Annotated in this window: 12 protein-coding genes and 3 pseudogenes; all 15 read right to left on the bottom strand. The window is 69.0% G+C overall.

From position 1 onward, the window contains the following. Window positions 1-24: 24 nt before the first annotated feature. Window positions 25-831 (bottom strand): cell division protein FtsQ/DivIB, encoded by an 807-nt coding sequence (locus tag H0I39_RS12740; protein WP_180550746.1) that lies wholly within the window; start codon window positions 829-831, stop codon window positions 25-27. Beyond that, window positions 828-1,847, bottom strand: a complete 1,020-nt coding sequence (locus H0I39_RS22280; RefSeq protein WP_257646142.1) for a D-alanine--D-alanine ligase — start codon at window positions 1,845-1,847, stop codon at window positions 828-830. Before H0I39_RS22280 ends, H0I39_RS12740 begins: the two co-directional genes overlap by 4 nt. Beyond that, window positions 1,836-3,233: pseudogene (gene murC / locus H0I39_RS12735) on the bottom strand (UDP-N-acetylmuramate--L-alanine ligase); the annotation flags it as partial. The gene H0I39_RS22280 and the pseudogene murC, both read right to left, overlap by 12 nt. Then, window positions 3,230-4,302: pseudogene (gene murG, locus H0I39_RS12730) on the bottom strand (undecaprenyldiphospho-muramoylpentapeptide beta-N-acetylglucosaminyltransferase). The pseudogenes murC and murG, both read right to left, overlap by 4 nt. 249 nt (window positions 4,303-4,551) lie before the next feature. Continuing rightward, window positions 4,552-5,822 (bottom strand): annotated as a pseudogene (ftsW, locus tag H0I39_RS12725) (putative lipid II flippase FtsW). Continuing rightward, window positions 5,819-7,345 carry a UDP-N-acetylmuramoyl-L-alanine--D-glutamate ligase gene (gene murD, locus H0I39_RS12720; protein WP_180550745.1) on the bottom strand — a complete coding sequence of 509 codons (1,527 nt, stop codon included), beginning with the start codon at window positions 7,343-7,345 and terminating at the stop codon, window positions 5,819-5,821. Before murD ends, ftsW begins: the two are co-directional and overlap by 4 nt. Window positions 7,346-7,349: 4 nt before the next feature. Further along, complete coding sequence (gene mraY, locus H0I39_RS12715) at window positions 7,350-8,528, bottom strand: phospho-N-acetylmuramoyl-pentapeptide-transferase (protein ID WP_180550744.1); 1,179 nt, start codon at window positions 8,526-8,528, stop codon at window positions 7,350-7,352. Next, entirely contained in the window at window positions 8,518-9,936 is a 1,419-nt protein-coding gene (locus tag H0I39_RS12710) for a UDP-N-acetylmuramoyl-tripeptide--D-alanyl-D-alanine ligase (protein ID WP_180550743.1), read from the bottom strand. Before H0I39_RS12710 ends, mraY begins: the two co-directional genes overlap by 11 nt. Further along, window positions 9,933-11,423 carry a UDP-N-acetylmuramoyl-L-alanyl-D-glutamate--2,6-diaminopimelate ligase gene (locus tag H0I39_RS12705; RefSeq protein ID WP_180550742.1) on the bottom strand — a complete coding sequence of 497 codons (1,491 nt, stop codon included), beginning with the start codon at window positions 11,421-11,423 and terminating at the stop codon, window positions 9,933-9,935. The genes H0I39_RS12710 and H0I39_RS12705 overlap by 4 nt, the downstream gene beginning before the upstream one ends. 166 nt (window positions 11,424-11,589) lie before the next feature. After that, complete coding sequence (locus H0I39_RS12700) at window positions 11,590-13,326, bottom strand: peptidoglycan D,D-transpeptidase FtsI family protein (protein WP_180550741.1); 1,737 nt, start codon at window positions 13,324-13,326, stop codon at window positions 11,590-11,592. Next, window positions 13,323-13,631 carry a cell division protein FtsL gene (gene ftsL / locus H0I39_RS12695; protein ID WP_180550740.1) on the bottom strand — a complete coding sequence of 103 codons (309 nt, stop codon included), beginning with the start codon at window positions 13,629-13,631 and terminating at the stop codon, window positions 13,323-13,325. The genes H0I39_RS12700 and ftsL overlap by 4 nt, the downstream gene beginning before the upstream one ends. Then, the gene (gene rsmH, locus H0I39_RS12690) at window positions 13,628-14,542 is read right to left on the bottom strand and encodes a 16S rRNA (cytosine(1402)-N(4))-methyltransferase RsmH (protein ID WP_180550739.1); all 915 of its coding nucleotides are present in this window, start codon (window positions 14,540-14,542) and stop codon (window positions 13,628-13,630) included. The genes ftsL and rsmH overlap by 4 nt, the downstream gene beginning before the upstream one ends. Next, window positions 14,539-14,982 carry a division/cell wall cluster transcriptional repressor MraZ gene (gene mraZ / locus H0I39_RS12685; RefSeq protein ID WP_180550738.1) on the bottom strand — a complete coding sequence of 148 codons (444 nt, stop codon included), beginning with the start codon at window positions 14,980-14,982 and terminating at the stop codon, window positions 14,539-14,541. Before mraZ ends, rsmH begins: the two co-directional genes overlap by 4 nt. 434 nt (window positions 14,983-15,416) lie before the next feature. Further along, window positions 15,417-16,754, bottom strand: coding sequence for an ATP-dependent protease ATPase subunit HslU (hslU, locus tag H0I39_RS12680; protein ID WP_180550737.1), 1,338 nt, complete (start codon window positions 16,752-16,754; stop codon window positions 15,417-15,419). Window positions 16,755-16,897: 143 nt separating this feature from the next. Further along, the gene (hslV, locus tag H0I39_RS12675; protein ID WP_180550736.1) at window positions 16,898-17,443 is read right to left on the bottom strand and encodes an ATP-dependent protease subunit HslV; all 546 of its coding nucleotides are present in this window, start codon (window positions 17,441-17,443) and stop codon (window positions 16,898-16,900) included. Window positions 17,444-17,516 lie beyond the last annotated feature (73 nt).

Below are 17,516 nucleotides of genomic sequence, written 5' to 3'. Positions count from 1 at the left end.
TCGTTCTTGCTTTCTTCTTGTGTCTCAGCGCGTGGCCGCGGGCTTGCCGGGCGGCGTGTCGGGGCGCACGGTGGTGACACCGCGCAGCCGCAGCGCATAACCGCCCGGATGCCGCAAATCCGCCGCCTCGACGGCCTCCACCGGGCGCTGATGGCGCGCCGCCACTTCCTTGACCGTGCCCACGAACTGCTTCAGGCGCGCCGCCAGCGCGGGCGGCTCGCCATGGCCCAGCTCGATCACGGCCCCGTTGTCCAGTTCGGCCTGCCAGTTGCCGCGCGACTGCAGCGCCAACTGCGCGATCTGGGCATCCAGCGGCGCCACCAGCGGGTTCAGCAGGCGGTGCATGGCCAGCACCTGTGCGGCCTGCCCCTCGGGCCCGGCCAGCACGGGCAGTTCGTCGTCGCTCAGGTCGTTGCCGCCAGCGGCCTCGAACACCTCGCCGAAGCTGTTGACCAGCGGCGTATCGTCGCCCTCACCCCAGTGCGCCACGGCCCGGTGCTCCTGCAGGATCACGTTCAGCCGCCCCGGAAACTCGCGCTGCACCACCGCCCTGCGCACCCAGGGCGCGGCCTGGAAGGCGGCCTGCGCACTGGCCAGATCCAGCGTGAAGAAGTTGCCCGACAGGCGCGGCGCCACGGCCGCGCGCAGGCTGGTGGCGCTGTTGTGCGTGGTGTCGCCCGCCACCACGATCTGGCGGATGGCGAAGGCCGGGTTGCGCAGCGCCCACCACAGCCCGGCCGCCAGGCAGGCCAGCACCAGGCCCGTGACGAGCAGCGAAGTCGTCACGTTCATCAGGCGCACATCGACCGGCACCGGCAGGCTGTTCGTCATGCGCGCGCCTCCGTGGTGGGCGGGTAATCCAGCGAGGCGCTGGCCAGCAGCTGCAGGCACAGCGTTTCGTAATCGGTGCCCGCCGCCTGGGCCGCCATGGGCACCAGCGAGTGGCTGGTCATGCCGGGCGAGGTGTTGATCTCCAGCAGGTAGGGCTGGCGCGTGGCGGCGTCGATCATGACGTCGATGCGGCCCCAGCCGCGGCAGCCGAGCACGCGGTAGGCCTTGAGCACCAGTTGCTGGATCGCCGCTTCCTCACCGGCCGGCAGGTCGCACGGCACGCGGTATTCGGTGACGTCGGTGAAGTACTTGTTCTGGTAGTCGTACTGGCCTTCGGGCGCGACGATGTGGATCACCGGCAGCGCGCGGGCGTCGCCGCCGGTGCCCAGGACCGGGCAGGTCACCTCGTCGCCGGCGATGAACTCCTCGCACAGGATGTCGGCGTCCAGCGCCGCGGCGTCGGCCAGGGCCTGTTCCATCTGGTCGGCGCTGGTGACCTTGGTCACGCCCAGCGACGAGCCTTCGCGCACCGGCTTGACGATCAGCGGCAGGCCCAGCGCGGCGGGAATGGCGCGCACGCGCTCGGGTGTGTATTCGCTGCGGTGCAGCAGCACGTAGCGCGGCGTCGGCAGGCCTTCGGCCAGCCACACGCGCTTGGTCATCACCTTGTCGATGGCCATGCTGGAGGCCATGACGCCGGCGCCGGTGTACGGAATGCCCAGCAGCTCCAGCGCGCCCTGCACCGTGCCGTCTTCGCCGTAGCGGCCGTGCAGCGCGATGAAGCAGCGGGTGAAGCCCTGCTTCTTCAATTCGTCCATCGGCTGGGCGGCCGGGTCGAAGGCATGCGCGTCGACGCCGCGGGCGCGCAGTGCGGCCAGCACACCCTGGCCGGACATCAGCGACACCTCGCGCTCGGCCGACTGGCCCCCATCAGCACCGCCACTTTTCCGAATTGAACGTCTTGTTGCACCATGGTCGTCTTGTTCAGCCCGGATTATGCTCAGTTTTTGTAGCATTTCAACGACTTTTGCGGGAATACCACCAATCGAGCCCGCACCCATGCACATCACCACGTCGCCGGCCTGCGCCTGTGCGGCGATCAGCGCCGGCAGATCGGCCACGTCGCCCACGAACACCGGCTCCACGCGGCCCGCCACGCGCAGCGCGCGCGCCAGCGAACGGCCGTCGGCGGCGACGATGGGCTCCTCGCCGGCGGCATAGACCTCGGTCAGCACCACGTGGTCGGCACTGCCGATGACCTTGACGAAATCCTCGAAGCAGTCGCGCGTGCGGGTGTAGCGGTGCGGCTGGAAGGCCAGCACCAGCCGCCGCCCCGGAAACGCGCCGCGCGCCGCCGCCAGCGTGGCCGCCATCTCGACCGGGTGGTGGCCGTAGTCGTCGATCACGGTGAAGCTGCCGCCGCCCCTGGCCGGCAGATCGCCATAGCGCTGGAAGCGCCGGCCCACGCCCTTGAACTCGGCCAGCGCCTTCTGCAGCGCCGCGTCGTCGATGCTCAGCTCGGTCGCCACGGCGATGGCCGACAGCGCGTTCAGCACGTTGTGCTCGCCCGCCAGGTTCAGCACCACCGGCAGATCGGGCAGCTGCACGCCATTGCGGCGCTGCACGGTGAAGTGCATCTGGCCGTGCGCCGCGCGCACGTCGACGGCGCGCACCTGCGCATCCTCGGCAAAGCCGTAGGTGATGACCGGGCAGGCCAGGTTGCCGGCGATCTCGCGCACCGCCGGGCTTTCGAGGCACAGGATGGCGGTGCCGTAGAACGGCATCTTGTGCAGGAAGTCGACGAAGGCCTGCTTCAGCTTGCCGAAGTCGTGGCCGTAGGTCTCCATGTGGTCGGCGTCGATGTTGGTGACGACGGCCATCACGGGCAGCAGGTTGAGGAAGGAGGCGTCGGATTCATCGGCCTCGACCACGATGTAGTCGCCCGAGCCCAGCCGCGCGTTGGCGCCGGCACTGTTCAGGCGCCCGCCGATGACGAAGGTCGGGTCCAGCCCGCCCTCGGCCAGCACGCTGGCCACCAGGCTGGTGGTCGTCGTCTTGCCGTGCGTGCCTGCAATGGCGATGCCCTGCTTCAGGCGCATCAGCTCGGCCAGCATCATGGCGCGCGGCACCACGGGAATGCGCCGCTCGCGCGCGATCAGCACCTCGGGGTTGTCAGGCTTGACGGCGGTGGAGGTGACCACCGCGTCCGCGCCCTCCACATTGGCGGCGGCGTGGCCGATGAAGGTGCGGATGCCCATGCCGGCCAGGCGCCGCAGCGTGGCGCCATCAGCAAGGTCGGAGCCGGACACCGTGTAGCCCAGGTTGTGCAGCACCTCGGCGATGCCGCTCATGCCGGCGCCGCCGATGCCGACGAAGTGGATGTGGCGGATGGCGTGCTTCATGCCGTTAGCTCCTCACAGGCGGCGACCACGTCCTCCACGGCGTTTGTTTTCTGCATCGTTTTGGCCTTCTGCGCCGCCTGCACCAGCGCGGAACGCTCTTTTTCTGAAGCAGATCAGCCAGGCCTTGCGGCGTCAGATCGCGCTGCTGGATCAGCCAGCCCGCACCCTGGTCGACCAGGAACTTCGCGTTGGTGGTCTGGTGGTCGTCCACCGCGTGCGGAAACGGCACGAACAGCGCGGCGGCGCCGATGGCGGCGATCTCGGTCACGGTGGTGGCGCCGGCGCGGCAGATCACCAGATCGGCGTCGGCATAGGCGCGCGCCATGTCGTCGATGAAGGGCACGCACTCGGCCTGCACGCCGGCGGCCTGGTAGTTGGCGCGCAGCGCGTCGATCTGCTTGGCGCCGCTCTGGTGCAGCACGATGGGGCGCTGCGCGGGCGGCATCAGCGCCAGTGCCTTGGGCACCACCTCGTTCAGCGCCTGCGCGCCCAGGCTGCCGCCCACCACCAGCACCTTCAGTGGGCCACTGCGGCCGGCAAAACGCTCGGCCGGCGCGGGGACTTGCTTGAACGCGGCGCGCAGCGGGTTGCCCACCCACTGCACCTTGCGCGCCTTCGGTAAGACGCCGGGGAAGGCGGTGAACACGCGATCGGCCACGCCGGCCAGCACCTTGTTGGCCATGCCGGCGACCGAGTTCTGCTCGTGCAGCACCAGCGGCTTGTTCAGGGCCACGCCCATCAGGCCACCGGGAAAGGTGATGTAGCCGCCCAGGCCCACCAGCACGTCGGGCTTCACGCGGCGGATCACGCCGATGCTTTGCCCGAAGGCTTTCAGCAGGCGCAGCGGCAGCAGCACCAGGGTCGACACGCCCTTGCCGCGCACGCCGCCGAATTCCACCGCCTCGAAGTCGAAGCCGCGCGGCGGCACCAGTTGTGCCTCCATGCTGGCGGGGGCGCCCAGCCAGTGCACGCGCCAGCCGCGCGCGCGCAGCGCCTCGGCCACGGCCAGGCCCGGAAAGATGTGGCCGCCGGTGCCGCCGGCCATCACGAGCGCGCACTTGGCGCTCATGCGCGGCCTCCGGTCGTCAGGGGCAGCGCCTCAACAGGGGGACTTGCTGAATTTTTGATTCAACAAAAACGCCTCTAGCTCTCGATTTACGGGCGCCAGCAGCTTCTTTTTGAATCGAAGAATGGCGCCAAATGGCTATCGCCTGATTTGCTGCACTGAAGCGCCTCATGCCCGGCCTCCGTGCATGAGCCATGCCGCACGGCGGCATGCTGCGCTGCGCGCACGGCCGGTTTTGGCGAAACCGTCGCCTCATGCCCGGCCTCCGTGCATGAGGCGACGGTTTTCAACATCGACCCGCAGCACGATGGCAATGGCCACCATGTTGGCCAAAATGGCCGAGCCGCCGTAGCTCATGAAGGGCAGCGTCAGCCCTTGGTGGGCAGCGCGCCCAGGTTCACGCCGATGTTGATGAAGGCCTGGAAGCCCAGCCACAGGCCGATGCCCTGCGCCACCAGGCCGCTGAACACGCGGTCCAGCGCGATGGCCTGGCGGCCGATGACCATGATGCGGCGCGTGAGCCACATGAACAGGAAGATCACGCACACCAGCCCGACCAGGCCGAACTCCTCGCCGATGATGGCGGTGAGAAAGTCGGTGTGCGCCTCGGGCAGCCAGTGCAGCTTCTCCACGCTGCCGCCCAGGCCAACGCCGAACACCTCGCCCCGGCCGATGGCGATCAGCGCGTGCGACAGCTGGTAGCCCTTGCCCAGCGCGTGCTCCTCGCTCCACGGGTCGAGGTAGGCAAAGATGCGCTCGCGCCGCCAGGGCGAGGCCCAGATCATGGCGGCGAAGATGCCCACCAGCACGAAGGCGATGAGGAAGAACATGCGCGCGTTCACGCCACCCAGGAACAGGATGCCCATGGCGATGACCGCGATCACCATGAAGGCGCCCATGTCGGGCTGCGCCAGCAGCAGCAGGCCCACCACGCCCACCGCCACGCCCATGGGCAGAACGGCGCGGAAGAAGCGCTCCTTCACGTCCATCTTGCGCACCATGTAGTCGGCGGCGTACAGCAGCACGGCGATCTTCGCCAGCTCGGACGGCTGGAAGCTGATGGGACCGAGCGAGATCCAGCGGCGCGCGCCGTTGACCATGTTGCCGATGTGCGGGATCAGCACCGCGATCAGCAAAGCCAGCGACACCACGAACAGCCACGGCGCCATCTTCTCCCACCAGTCCATGCGCACCTGGAAGGTGATCAGCGCCGCCACGAAGGACAGCAGGATCCAGAACGCGTGGCGCATGGCGAAGTGGTTGGGCGAATAGCGCTCGAAGCGCGGGTTGTCGGGCAGCGCGATGCTGGCCGAATACACCATCACCAGGCCCCAGGCCAGCAGGGCTACGCAGACCCAGATCAGCGCCTGGTCGAACCCCAGCAGGCGCGACGGCGTGCTGGCCGTGCGCGCGTATTCCATGCCACCGATGCGCACCGGCAGGTCGTCCACGCGCTGGCGGCTGCGCGGCTTGCGCGGCTTCTTGCCTGCGGGCGGCGTCAGTGTTTCTGCGGCGGCTGTCATGACAGCACCTCCATCTCGGTTCCCTCGGCCAGCGCCAGGTCGCGCACGGCGGCGCGGAACACCTCCGCGCGCTCGGCGTAGTCCTTGAACATGTCCAGGCTGGCGCAGGCGGGCGACAGCAGCACGGCATCGCCGGGGTGTGCCCGCGCGCGCGCCTGGGCCACCGCATCGGCCATGCCGGTGGCGTCCAGCAGCGGCACGCCGGCATCGGCCAGCGCGGCGCGCACCTGCGGCGCATCGCGGCCGATCAGCACCACCGCCCGCACGAAGCGCGACACGGGCGCCGCCAGCGGCGTGAAGTCCTGCCCCTTGCCGTCGCCGCCCAGGATCACCACCAGCTTGCGCTCGGCGCCCAGGCCCTCCAGCGCGGCCACGGTGGCGCCCACGTTGGTGCCCTTGCTGTCGTCGAAGTACTCGATGCCGCCCAGCAGGCCGATGGATTCGACGCGGTGCGGCTCGCCGCGGTATTCGCGCAGGCCGTACAGCATCGGGCCGAGCTGGCAGCCCGCGCTGGTGGCCAGCGCCAGCGCGGCCAGCGCGTTGACGGCGTTGTGGCGACCGCGGATGCGCAGCGCGTCGGCGGGCATCAGGCGCTGGATGTGCAGTTCGACCTCCACATCCTTGCGGCGGCGCAGGGTTTCGTCGGCCTCCTGCGCACGCACCAGCCAGGCCATGCCGCCCACCACCTCGATGCCGAAGTCGCCCGGCTCGGCGGGCATGTCGGCGCCGAAGCTCACCACGCTGCGCGGCACGGGCCTGGGCGCGCCCTTCGGCAGCTTGGCCGGTGCGGCGGGGCGCATGGCCATCACGGCGTCGTCGTTGCGGTTCAGCACCATCACCGCGCGCTCGCCAAAGATGCGCGCCTTGGCCGCCGCGTAGGCCGCCATGTCGCCATGCCAGTCCAGATGGTCCTGCGTGACGTTGAGCACGGTGGCGGCCGTGGGCTCGAAGTCGTCGCTGCCGTCGAGCTGGAAGCTGGACAGCTCCAGCACCCAGGCCTGCGGCAGGCTGTCGTCCGCCAGGTGGGCCTGCAGGGTTTCCAGCAGCGTCGGGCCGATGTTGCCGGCCACGACCACCGACAGGCCGGCGCGCTCGACCAGTTGCCCGGTCAGCGCCGTCACCGTGGTCTTGCCGTTGGTGCCGGTGATGGCCAGCACGGCGGGTGCATAGCCGCGCTGCGCCTTCAGGTCGGCCAGGGCCTGGGCGAACAGGCCCAGTTCACCACTGACCGGCAGGCCGCGCTCGCGGGCGGCGTTGACGACACTGGAAATCGCGGCGGGCGCCAGGCCCGGGCTGCGGTACACCGCGCGCAGGCTGGCATCGTCGACCAGCGCGGCGTCCATCGGCCCGGCCACGAAGCGGGCCGCGGGCACCTGCGCACGCAGCGCCTCCAGCTGCGGCGGCGCGTCGCGCGTGTCGGCCACGGTCACGCTGGCGCCTTGCGCGGCGCACCAGCGGGCCATGGCCAGGCCCGACAGGCCCAGCCCCAGGATCAGCACATGACGGTCTTGCAGCATCGTCATGGCCTCACCTCAGTTTCAAGGATGCCAGGCCGATCAGGCACAGCAGCATGGTGATGATCCAGAAGCGCACAACGACCTGCGTCTCGGCCCAACCGCTGCGCTCGAAGTGGTGGTGCAGCGGCGCCATCTTGAGCAGGCGCCGGCCTTCGCCGTAGCGGCGCTTGGTGTACTTGAACCAGGTGACCTGCAGCATCACCGACAGTGCCTCGACGACGAAGATGCCGCCCATGATGGCCAGCACGATCTCCTGCCGCACGATGACCGCGATGGTGCCCAGCGCGCCGCCCAGCGCCAGGGCGCCCACGTCGCCCATGAACACCTGCGCCGGGTGCGCGTTGAACCACAGGAAGGCCAGCCCGGCACCGGCCATGGCGGCGCAGAAGATGAGCAGCTCGCCCGTGCCCGGGATGTGCGGGAACAGCAGGTACTTCGAATACACCGAACTGCCGGTGACGTAGGCAAAGATACCCAGCGCCGAACCGACCATGATGACGGGCATGATGGCCAGGCCGTCCAGCCCGTCGGTCAGGTTCACGGCGTTGCTGGCGCCGACGATGACCAGGTAGCTCAGGATCACGAACCCGACCACGCCCAGCGGGTAGGTGATCTCCTTGAAGAAGGGCACCAGCAGGCCGGCGGCCGAGGGCAGGTCGATGGTGAAGCCCGAGGACACCCAGTTGACGAACAGCGCCCACACCTGCGCATTGGACGCGCCGGAGATGGCAAACACCAGGTACAGCGCGGCCACCAGGCCGATCACCGATTGCCAGAAATACTTCTCGCGCGAGCGCATGCCCTCGGGGTCCTTGTTGACCACCTTGCGCCAGTCGTCGACCCAGCCGATGGCGCCGAAGCCGAAGGTGACCACCATCACGATCCAGACGAAGCGGTTCGACCAGTCGAACCACAGCAGCGTGGACAGCGCAATGGCAAACAGCACCAGCACGCCGCCCATGGTCGGCGTGCCGCTCTTGGACAGATGTGTCTCCATGGCGTAGCCGCGCACCGGCTGGCCGATCTTCAGCTCGGTCAGCTTGCGGATCACCCACGGCCCGGCAAACAGGCCGATGACCAGGGCGGTCATGGCGGCCATCACGGCGCGAAACGTGAGGTATTGGAAGACGCGGAAGAAGCCGAGCTCCGGCGACAGCGTCTGCAGCCAGGCGGCCAGACTAAGCAGCATCGGCGCCCTCCCCGTCGCTGGCGGGCGACGCCGTCAACGCCTGCACCACGCGCTCCATGCGCATGAAGCGCGAACCCTTCACGGCAATCGACGCGCACTGCGGCAGGTGCGCGCGCACGGCGTCCGTCAAGGCCTGGATGTCGTCGAAATGCCGACCGCCGCCAAAGGCCATGGCGCTGTGGATGGCCAGCGGCCCGTGGGCCAGCACGCGCTCGATGCCACGCTCACGCGCGTAGCTGCCCACTTCGGCGTGGAAGGCCGGGCCGCGCTCGCCCACCTCGCCCATGTCGCCCAGCACCAGCAGGCGCGGGCCGGCAAGCTCGGCCAGCACGTCGATGATGGCGCGCACCGAGTCGGGGTTGGCGTTGTAGGTGTCGTCCACCAGCGTGATGGCGCGGCCACGGTGGCGCAGCATGAAGGTGCGCGAGCGCCCCTTGACCGGCCGGAAGGCCGTCAGGCCCTGCGCCACCGCCGCCAGCGGCGCGCCTGCGGCCAGCGCGCACGCGGTGGCCGCGAGCGCGTTGCGCACGTTGTGCCGGCCGGCCACATGCAGTTCGAACTCGAGCGGGCCCGCCGCCGTATCGGCCGCCACGGACCAATGGTCCTGCCGCCAGTCCGCGCGCCGGTCCGCGACCTCGGCGCCCGCTGCCGGGTCGCCGAACTGCACCACGCGCCGCCCCGCGGCCAGTTGCCGCCACAGCGCGCTGTAGTCGTCGCCGGCCGGAAACACCGCCACGCCGCCTTCGGGCAAGGCCGCCAGCACCGAGCCGTTCTCGCGCGCCACGGCTTCCACGCTGGTCATGAACTCCTGGTGCTCGCGCTGCGCGTTGTTGACCAGCGCCACCGTGGGCTCGGCGATACCGGCCAGGTAGGCGATCTCGCCGGGGTGGTTCATGCCCAGCTCCACCACCGCCGCCTGGGTGCTGGGCCGCAGACGCAGCAGCGTCAGCGGCAGGCCGATGTCGTTGTTGAAGTTGCCCTCGGTGGCCAGGGCCGCATCGCCCCGCCAGACCCGCAGGATGGAGGCGATCATCTGCGTCACCGTGGTCTTGCCGTTGCTGCCGGTGACGGCGATCAGCGGCCCGGCGAAGCGGCGGCGCCACTGGCGCGCCAACTCACCCAGCCCGATCTTCGCGTCCGGCACCAGCACGCCAGGCAGGCCGGAGGCCGTCAGCTGCGCTGCCGCGCTCGCGTCGCACAGGGCCGCCACCGCGCCCTTGGCCGCCGCGTCGGGCAGAAAGCTGGCGGCATCGAAGCGCTCGCCCTTGAGGGCCACGAACAGGGCGCCCGGCTGCAGGCTGCGCGTGTCCGAATGCACGCGCGCACACAGGGTGGCGCCGTCGCCCACCAGGCGCGCGCCGGTCAGCGATTCGGCCACTTCGCGCAGGCTCAGGTTCATGGCCGTCATGCCGCGGCCTCCATGCGCTGGCGCAGCGCCTGCAGCGCCAGGGTCTGGTCGGAGAACGGCAGGCGCTGGCCGCGCACTTCCTGATAGTCCTCGTGCCCCTTGCCGGCGATCAGCACCACGTCGCGCGGATCGGCGTCGCGCAGCGCGCGCGCGATGGCTTCGGCGCGGTCGACCACCACGCGGGCCTGGGCGGGTTGCCGAAGGCCCGCCAGCACCGCGTCGATGATGGCTTGCGGCGCTTCATCGCGCGGGTTGTCGCTGGTGATCACCACGCGGTCTGCACCGCCTTCAGCGGCCGCGCCCATCAACGGGCGCTTGCGCGCATCGCGGTTGCCACCACAGCCGAACACGCACCACAGCCGGCCACCGCGCTCGCTGACCAGCGGCCGCAAGGCGCCCAGCGCCTTCTCGAGGGCATCGGAAGTGTGTGCATAGTCGACCACCGCCAGCGGCGCACCCGGCACGTCGATGCGTTGCATGCGGCCCGGCACCGCCGGCAGGTCGGTGCAGGCCGCCACGGCGTCGTTCAGCGGCACGCCCAGGGCGCGCAGCGCGCCCAGCACGCACATCAGGTTGTCGATGTTGTATTCGCCTACCAGATTGGTGCGGATGGGCACCGAGGCATCGCCCTCGCGCACCACCCACGCCATGCCGGCCGCACCATAGGTGACATCGACCGCCGCCAGCCGGGCGGGCCGCTGGCGCGACACCGTCCACACATCGAGCCCACGCGCCTCGGCCTGCGCCAGCAGCAGGTGCGCGCGCGGGTCGTCCAGTTGGATCACGGCCGACTGCAGCTGCGGCCAGTCGAACAGCGCGGCCTTGGCCTGCCAGTAGGCGTCCATGTTGCCGTGGTAGTCGAGGTGGTCCTGCGTGAAGTTGGTGAACACGGCCACTCGGATGGCCGTGGCATCCAGCCGGCGCTCGACGATACCGATGGACGACGCCTCGATGGCGCAGGAGCGCACGCCGCCGTCGACGAATTCGCGAAAGCGCTGCTGCAGCAGCACCGGATCGGGCGTGGTCATGCCCGTCGGCACCATTTGGCCCGGCAGACCCACACCCAAAGTACCCACCAGGCCGCACGGAGACAGCGCCGGCAGCTTCACTTTCGAGAGCAAGCAGGACAGCCAGAACGCCGTCGACGTCTTGCCGTTGGTGCCGGTCACCGCGATCACGTTCAGGGCCTGTGACGGCGCCTCGTAGTACGCCGCCGCGATCGGCGCGGTGGCGGCCTTCAACTGCGGATAGACCGCCACCGATGGCGCATCGAAACCGAAGGCCTCGACACCCTGCTGCTCGACCAGGCAGGCGCTGGCACCCTGCGCCAGCGCGCCCGCCACGAAGCGCCGGCCGTCGGTGGCGGCGCCGGGCCAGGCGATGAAGCCATCGCCTTCGCGCACCTGCCGGCTGTCGGTGTGCAGGCGCCCGGTCACCCGCGCGCGCAACCAGCGTGCAGCCTCCTGGGGCGAAGCCAGCAACGTCATCACGCTTGCGTCTCCCCATGGGGTGCGAGCGCCTGCAGCCAACCGATGGCCGCGGAGCAGGCCATGCCAGCGATCGCCGCGGAAGGGCTTGGCCCGCCCGCTGGCGATGTCCTCCCTCGCGCAGCAGAGGGGGAAGGTGCGTCAGCGACTCAGGGGAGCCTCATCATCAGAACGACTCCTCCACCTGCTCGGCCACGATGGCGGGCTTCACGGCCATGTCGGGCTGCACGCCCATGATGCGCAGCGTCTGCTGCACCACTTCGCTGAACACCGGCGCCGCCACGGCACCGCCGTAGTACACGCCGTTGCTGGGCTCGTCCACCATCACCGCCACGATGACGCGCGGCTTGTCGATGGGCGCCATGCCGGCGAACCAGGCGCGGTACTTGTTGGCGGCATAGCCCTTGCCCTGCTGCTTGCGCGCGGTGCCCGACTTGCCGCCCACCGAATAGCCCACGGTCTGCGCGCGCTGACCGGTGCCGCCGGGGCCGGCGGCCATCTCGAGCATCTTGCGCACGGCGCGCGCGTTCTTCTCGGAAAACACGCGCACGCCCTGCACCTCGGCGCCTTCGGGCGCCTTCAGCAGCGTGGCGGGAATGATGGCGCCGTCGTGCGAGAACACGGTGTACGAGTGCGCCATCTGGAACAGCGAAGCCGACAGGCCGTAGCCGTACGACATGGTGGCCTGCTCCACCGGCTTCCAGCTCTTCCAGTGCCGCACGCGGCCGGTGGCGGCGCCGGGGAAGGCCAGATCCGGCTTGCGACCGTAGCCCAGCGCTGCATAGGTCTCCCACATGTCCTGTGCGGACAGCCGCTGCGCGATCTTCAGCGAGCCGACGTTGCTGGACTTCTGCACCACGCCCTCGACGGTGAGCGTGCCGTGGTTGCGCGTGTCGCGGATGGTGAACTTGTCGAGCTTGTAGAAACCGGGCGCCGTGGGGATCGAGGTCTGCGGCGTGACCTTGCCCGCCTCGAGCGCCATCGCCACGGTGATGGGCTTCATGATGGAGCCCGGCTCGAAGGTGTCGGTGACCGCGATGTTGCGCAGCTGTGCGCCGCTCAGGTTGCGGCGGTTGTCGGGCGAATAGCTGGGGTAGTTGGCCAGCGCCAGCACCTCGCCGGTCTGGGCGTCCAGCACCACCACGCTGCCGGACTTGGCCTTGTTGGCCGTCACGGCATCGCGCAGCTTCTGGTAGGCGAAGAACTGCACCTTGGAATCGATGGACAGCTGGATGTCCTGCCCGTCCACCGGCGGCACCTCGTCGCCCACGGCCTCCACCACGCGGCCCAGGCGGTCCTTGATGACGCGGCGCGATCCGGGCTTGCCGGCCAGCTGCTTCTCGAACGACAGCTCGGCGCCTTCCAGGCCCTTGTTCTCGACGTTGGCGAAGCCCACCACGTGCGTGGCCGCCTCGCCCTCGGGGTATCTGCGCTTGTATTCCTTGCGCTGGTAGATGCCGGCGATCTTCAGCTCGGCGATCTGCTTGGCCACCGGCTCGTCGACCTGGCGCTTGAGCCAGACGAAAGTCTTGTCCTCGTTGGACAGGCGCTTGTTCAGGTCGGCCAGCGGCATGCCCAGCAGCTTGGCGAGCTGCTGCAGCTTGGCCGGGTTGCGGTCCACGTCCTCGGGGATGGCCCAGATGCTGGGCGCCACCACGCTGGAAGCCAGAAGCAGGCCGTTGCGGTCGAAGATGCGGCCGCGGCTGGCCGGCATCTCCAGCGTGCGGGCGAAGCGCACTTCACCCTGGCGCTGGAAGAAGGCGTTGCCGAACACCTGCACGTAGGCCGCGCGCGCGGTCAGGCCGATGAAGGCCAGCGCCAGCATGGCGACGATGAACTTGCTGCGCCAGACCGGCGTCTTGGAGGCCAGCAGCGGGCTGGAGGTGTAGCGGATATCCCTCATGGCCGGCTCCCTGACGCCGCAGCGGATGCCGCCGGCACGGCTGCCGACGACGTGACGTACTCCGTGATGGCGGGCGTGACCGTGCGCATGGCCAGCTTGTCCTTGGCCAGCTTCTCGACGCGCAGCGAGGTCGCCTCGGCGCGCTTTTCCACCTCCAGGCGGCTGCGCTCGGTCTCCAGCCGGCGCGCCTCGGCGGTGGCGCGGTCCAGCTCGGTGAACAGGCGGCGCGAGTCGTACTGCACCCGCACCAGGTACAGCGCCGACACCATGACGGCGGCCAGCAGCACGATGGAAAGCCGGGTCATGCCGGCGCCTCCGTGCGCTCGGCCACGCGCATCACGGCGCTGCGCGCGCGCGGGTTGGCGGCCACTTCGGCCTCGGACGGTTTCACGCGGCCCAGCGCGCGCAGCAGCGTGGGCGCCGGCTCGGCGAACGGCGCGCGGCGGTCCACCACCGCCTTCGAATGGCGGGCGATGAACTGCTTGACGATGCGGTCTTCCAGTGAATGGAAGCTGATCACCACGAGCCGACCTCCGGGTTGCAGCACATGCAGGCTGGCCTTCAGCGCCTGCTCGAGCTCTTCAAGCTCGGCGTTGACGAAAATCCGAACAGCCTGAAATGTGCGCGTTGCAGGGTTCTGGCCCGGCTCGCGGGTTTTGACCGCGCCAGCCACGAGTTCGGCCAGTTCAAGGGTGGTTGCAACAGGGCCCCGTTCCTGTCGGCGCGACACAATCGCCTTTGCAATGGGGCCAGCAAACCGTTCTTCGCCGTAGTCACGAATCACCTCCGCGATCTGCCGTTGATCGGCCACCGCCAGCCATTCGGCCGCGCTCTGGCCGCGCGTAGGGTCCATGCGCATGTCCAGCGGGCCGTCGGCACGAAAAGAAAAACCCCGCGCGGGGTTGTCGATCTGCGGCGAGCTGATCCCTAAGTCCATCAGCACCCCGGCCGCACTGCCCGCCGGCAGCTCGCCCAGCGCGGCAAAGCCCTGGTGTCGGATCGAGAAGCGCGCATCCTGAATGCGCGCTGCCTCGGCCAGCGCCTCGGGGTCCTTGTCGAAGGCCACCAGGCTGCCCTGCGGCGCCAGCCGCTGCAGGATCAGGCGCGCATGCCCGCCCCGGCCGAACGTGGCATCCACGTACTGACCTTGCGGGTCCGTGATGAGGGCGTCTGTCGCCTCGTTCAGCAGGACCGTGGTGTGTGACCATGTGCTCACCCGCCTCCTGCCTCAAAAGCGAAGTCCTCGAAGGCCTCGGGCATGCCGGCCTGCATGGCCTCGGCCTCCTTGGCTTCGTAGGTCGTCTTGTCCCACAGCTCGAAGTGCTGGCCCATGCCCAGCAGCATCACGTCGCGCGTCAGGCCGGCGGCCTGGCGCAGCTCGGGCGACACCAGCACGCGGCCGGTGCCGTCCATGTCCACGTCCATGGCGTTGCCCAGGAAGATGCGCTTCCACCACTGGGCGGACATGGGCAGCCGGGCGATGCGCTCGCGGAACTTCTCCCACTCGGGGCGCGGAAACACCATCAGGCAGCCGTGCGGGTGCTTGGTGATGGTGAGCTGGCCGGCGGCGGTGGCGCTCAGGACGTCACGGTGCCGGGTAGGCACGGAAAGCCTTCCCTTTGCATCCAGACTCAGCGACGACGCCCCTTGAAACACGCGAATTTCCCTGCCTTGAGTGCCCAAACACCGGGGAATGGCACTTTCCCCACTTAATTGCACTTTTTGCACTGTAGCAGGAAAAGCCAGGCAGGCAAGGACGACCTACAAATTATTTCAATGAAATCAAGAGCTTAGCTGGGTTTTCCCTCAGATATCCACAGCGAAACCCCTTTGAAATGAGCAACTTAGCGCGCATAGTCAAAGTGATGGTCGACGCCATTGTGGATAACCCGGCTGGCGGGTCGCGCAGTGGACAACGCAGCGGGCAGGCAGCACCCCGGCCGGGCGCCATCAAAATAATAGCTGCTTGCGCACATCAATCAATGTTTTCAGATAGAAAACTATCTGAAATGACCATATGACAGGCGCCAGAAGCTCCTATTTTTGAAGCGCCCACGCTTCCAGAGAAGCGGGCGCTCGCCCGCCCCCGCTCAGAGGATGTAGCGCGACAGGTCCTCGTCGCGGCTCAGCGCCGCCAGGCGCGCGTCGACGTAGGCGGCGTCGATGGTCACCGTCTGGCCCTCGAGTTTGGTGGCGTCGAAGCTCACCTCGTCCAGCAGCCGCTCCATCACGGTCGACAGCCGGCGCGCGCCGATGTTCTCGGTCGACTCGTTCACGGCGCAGGCGATCTCGGCCAGGCGCGAGATGCCCTCGGGCGTGAACGTCAGCGTCACGCCCTCGGTGGCCAGCAGCGCCTGGTACTGGCGCACCAGGTTGGCGTCGGTCTGGGTCAGGATGGCCTCGAAGTCCTGCACGGACAGCGACGCGAGCTCGACGCGGATCGGCAAGCGCCCCTGCAGTTCGGGAATCAGGTCGCTCGGCTTGGACAGGTGGAACGCGCCCGAGGCGATGAACAGGATGTGGTCGGTGCGCACCATGCCGTACTTGGTGCTCACCGTGGTGCCTTCCACCAGCGGCAGCAGGTCGCGCTGCACGCCCTGGCGCGACACCTCGGCTGTGCTGCCGCCGCCTTCCATGCTGCGCGAGGCCACCTTGTCGATCTCGTCGATGAAGACGATGCCGTTCTGCTCCAGGTTGCGCAGCGCCTCGCTGCGCAGTTCGTCCTCGTTCACCAGCTTGCCGGCCTCCTCGTCCACCAGCAGCTTCATCGCCTCGCCGATCTTCACGCGCCGCAGCTTGCGCCGGCCGGCCCCGAGTTGCCCGAACATGCCCTTGAGCTGCTCGGCCATGTCTTCCATGCCAGGCGGGCCCATAATCTCCATGGTGGGCGCTGGCTGGGCCAGTTCGAGTTCGATCTCCTTGTCGTCGAGCTGGCCCTCGCGCAGCTTCTTGCGAAAGCCCTGGCGCGCCGCGCCGTCGGTGGCGGGCGCGTTGCTGCCGTCGGCGTTGCGCGCGGGCGGCAGCAGCACGTCGAGGATGCGGTCCTCGGCCAGGTCCTCGGCGCGCGTGCGGTGCGCCTTCATGGCCTGCTCGCGCTGCTGCTTGACGGCCATTTCGGCCAGGTCGCGGATGATCGAATCGACATCCTTGCCGACGTAGCCCACCTCGGTGAACTTGGTCGCCTCGACCTTGATGAAGGGCGCGTTGGCCAGCCGCGCCAGCCGGCGCGCAATCTCGGTCTTGCCGACGCCGGTGGGGCCGATCATCAGGATGTTCTTGGGCGTGATCTCGGGCCGCAGCTTCTCGTCGACCTGCTGGCGCCGCCAGCGGTTGCGCAGCGCGATGGCGACGGCGCGCTTGGCGTCGTTCTGGCCAATGATGTGGCGGTCGAGTTCGGAGACGATCTCCTGCGGGGTCATGCTGGACATGGAAGGTATCTATTACAAAAACAATAGCTGCCTGCGCTGGTCAATAGCCGATTTCAGAATCATTTGGCTTGAAATCATTGCACGGCGAGCGCAGGCCACTATCAATTCATGAGCGAACGGGTGCGCACCGGGCGCGCCACCCGTCAGAGCGTTTCGATGGTGTGGTGCATGTTGGTGTAGATGCACAGCTCGCCGGCGATCTCCAGCGCCTTCTTCACCACCTGGTCGGCGGGCAGTTCGGTGTGCTCCAGCAGCGCGCGGGCGGCGGCCTGCGCATAGGCGCCGCCCGAGCCGATGGCCACCAGGCCATGCTCGGGCTCCAGCACGTCGCCGTTGCCGGTGATGATGAGCGAGGCCTCCTTGTCGGCCACGGCCAGCATGGCCTCGAGCCGGCGCAGCACGCGGTCGGTGCGCCAGTCCTTGGTCAGCTCGATGGCGGCGCGCGTCAGGTGGCCCTGGTGCTTTTCCAGCTTGGCCTCGAAGCGCTCGAACAGCGTGAAGGCGTCGGCCGTGGCGCCGGCAAAGCCGGCCAGCACCTTGCCGTGGTACAGCCGGCGCACCTTGCGCGCCGAGCCCTTGACGACGATGTTGCCCAGCGTGACCTGCCCGTCGCCCCCGATGGCGACTTGCCAGCCTTCGGGCGTCTGGCGCCGCACGCTGACGATGGTGGTGCCGTGAAATGGTTCCATCGCGCCGAGATGGGGACGACGCCCGCGTTCTTCAAGACCGCCACCGCCAACGGCATGCGCAGCGAAGCAAGCG

This window comes from Ottowia beijingensis (genome assembly GCF_013423955.1).
Lineage (GTDB): Bacteria > Pseudomonadota > Gammaproteobacteria > Burkholderiales > Burkholderiaceae_C > Ottowia > Ottowia beijingensis.
The sequence above is the reverse complement of the archived record's forward strand: the minus strand, read 5'-3'. Positions and strand labels throughout refer to the sequence as shown.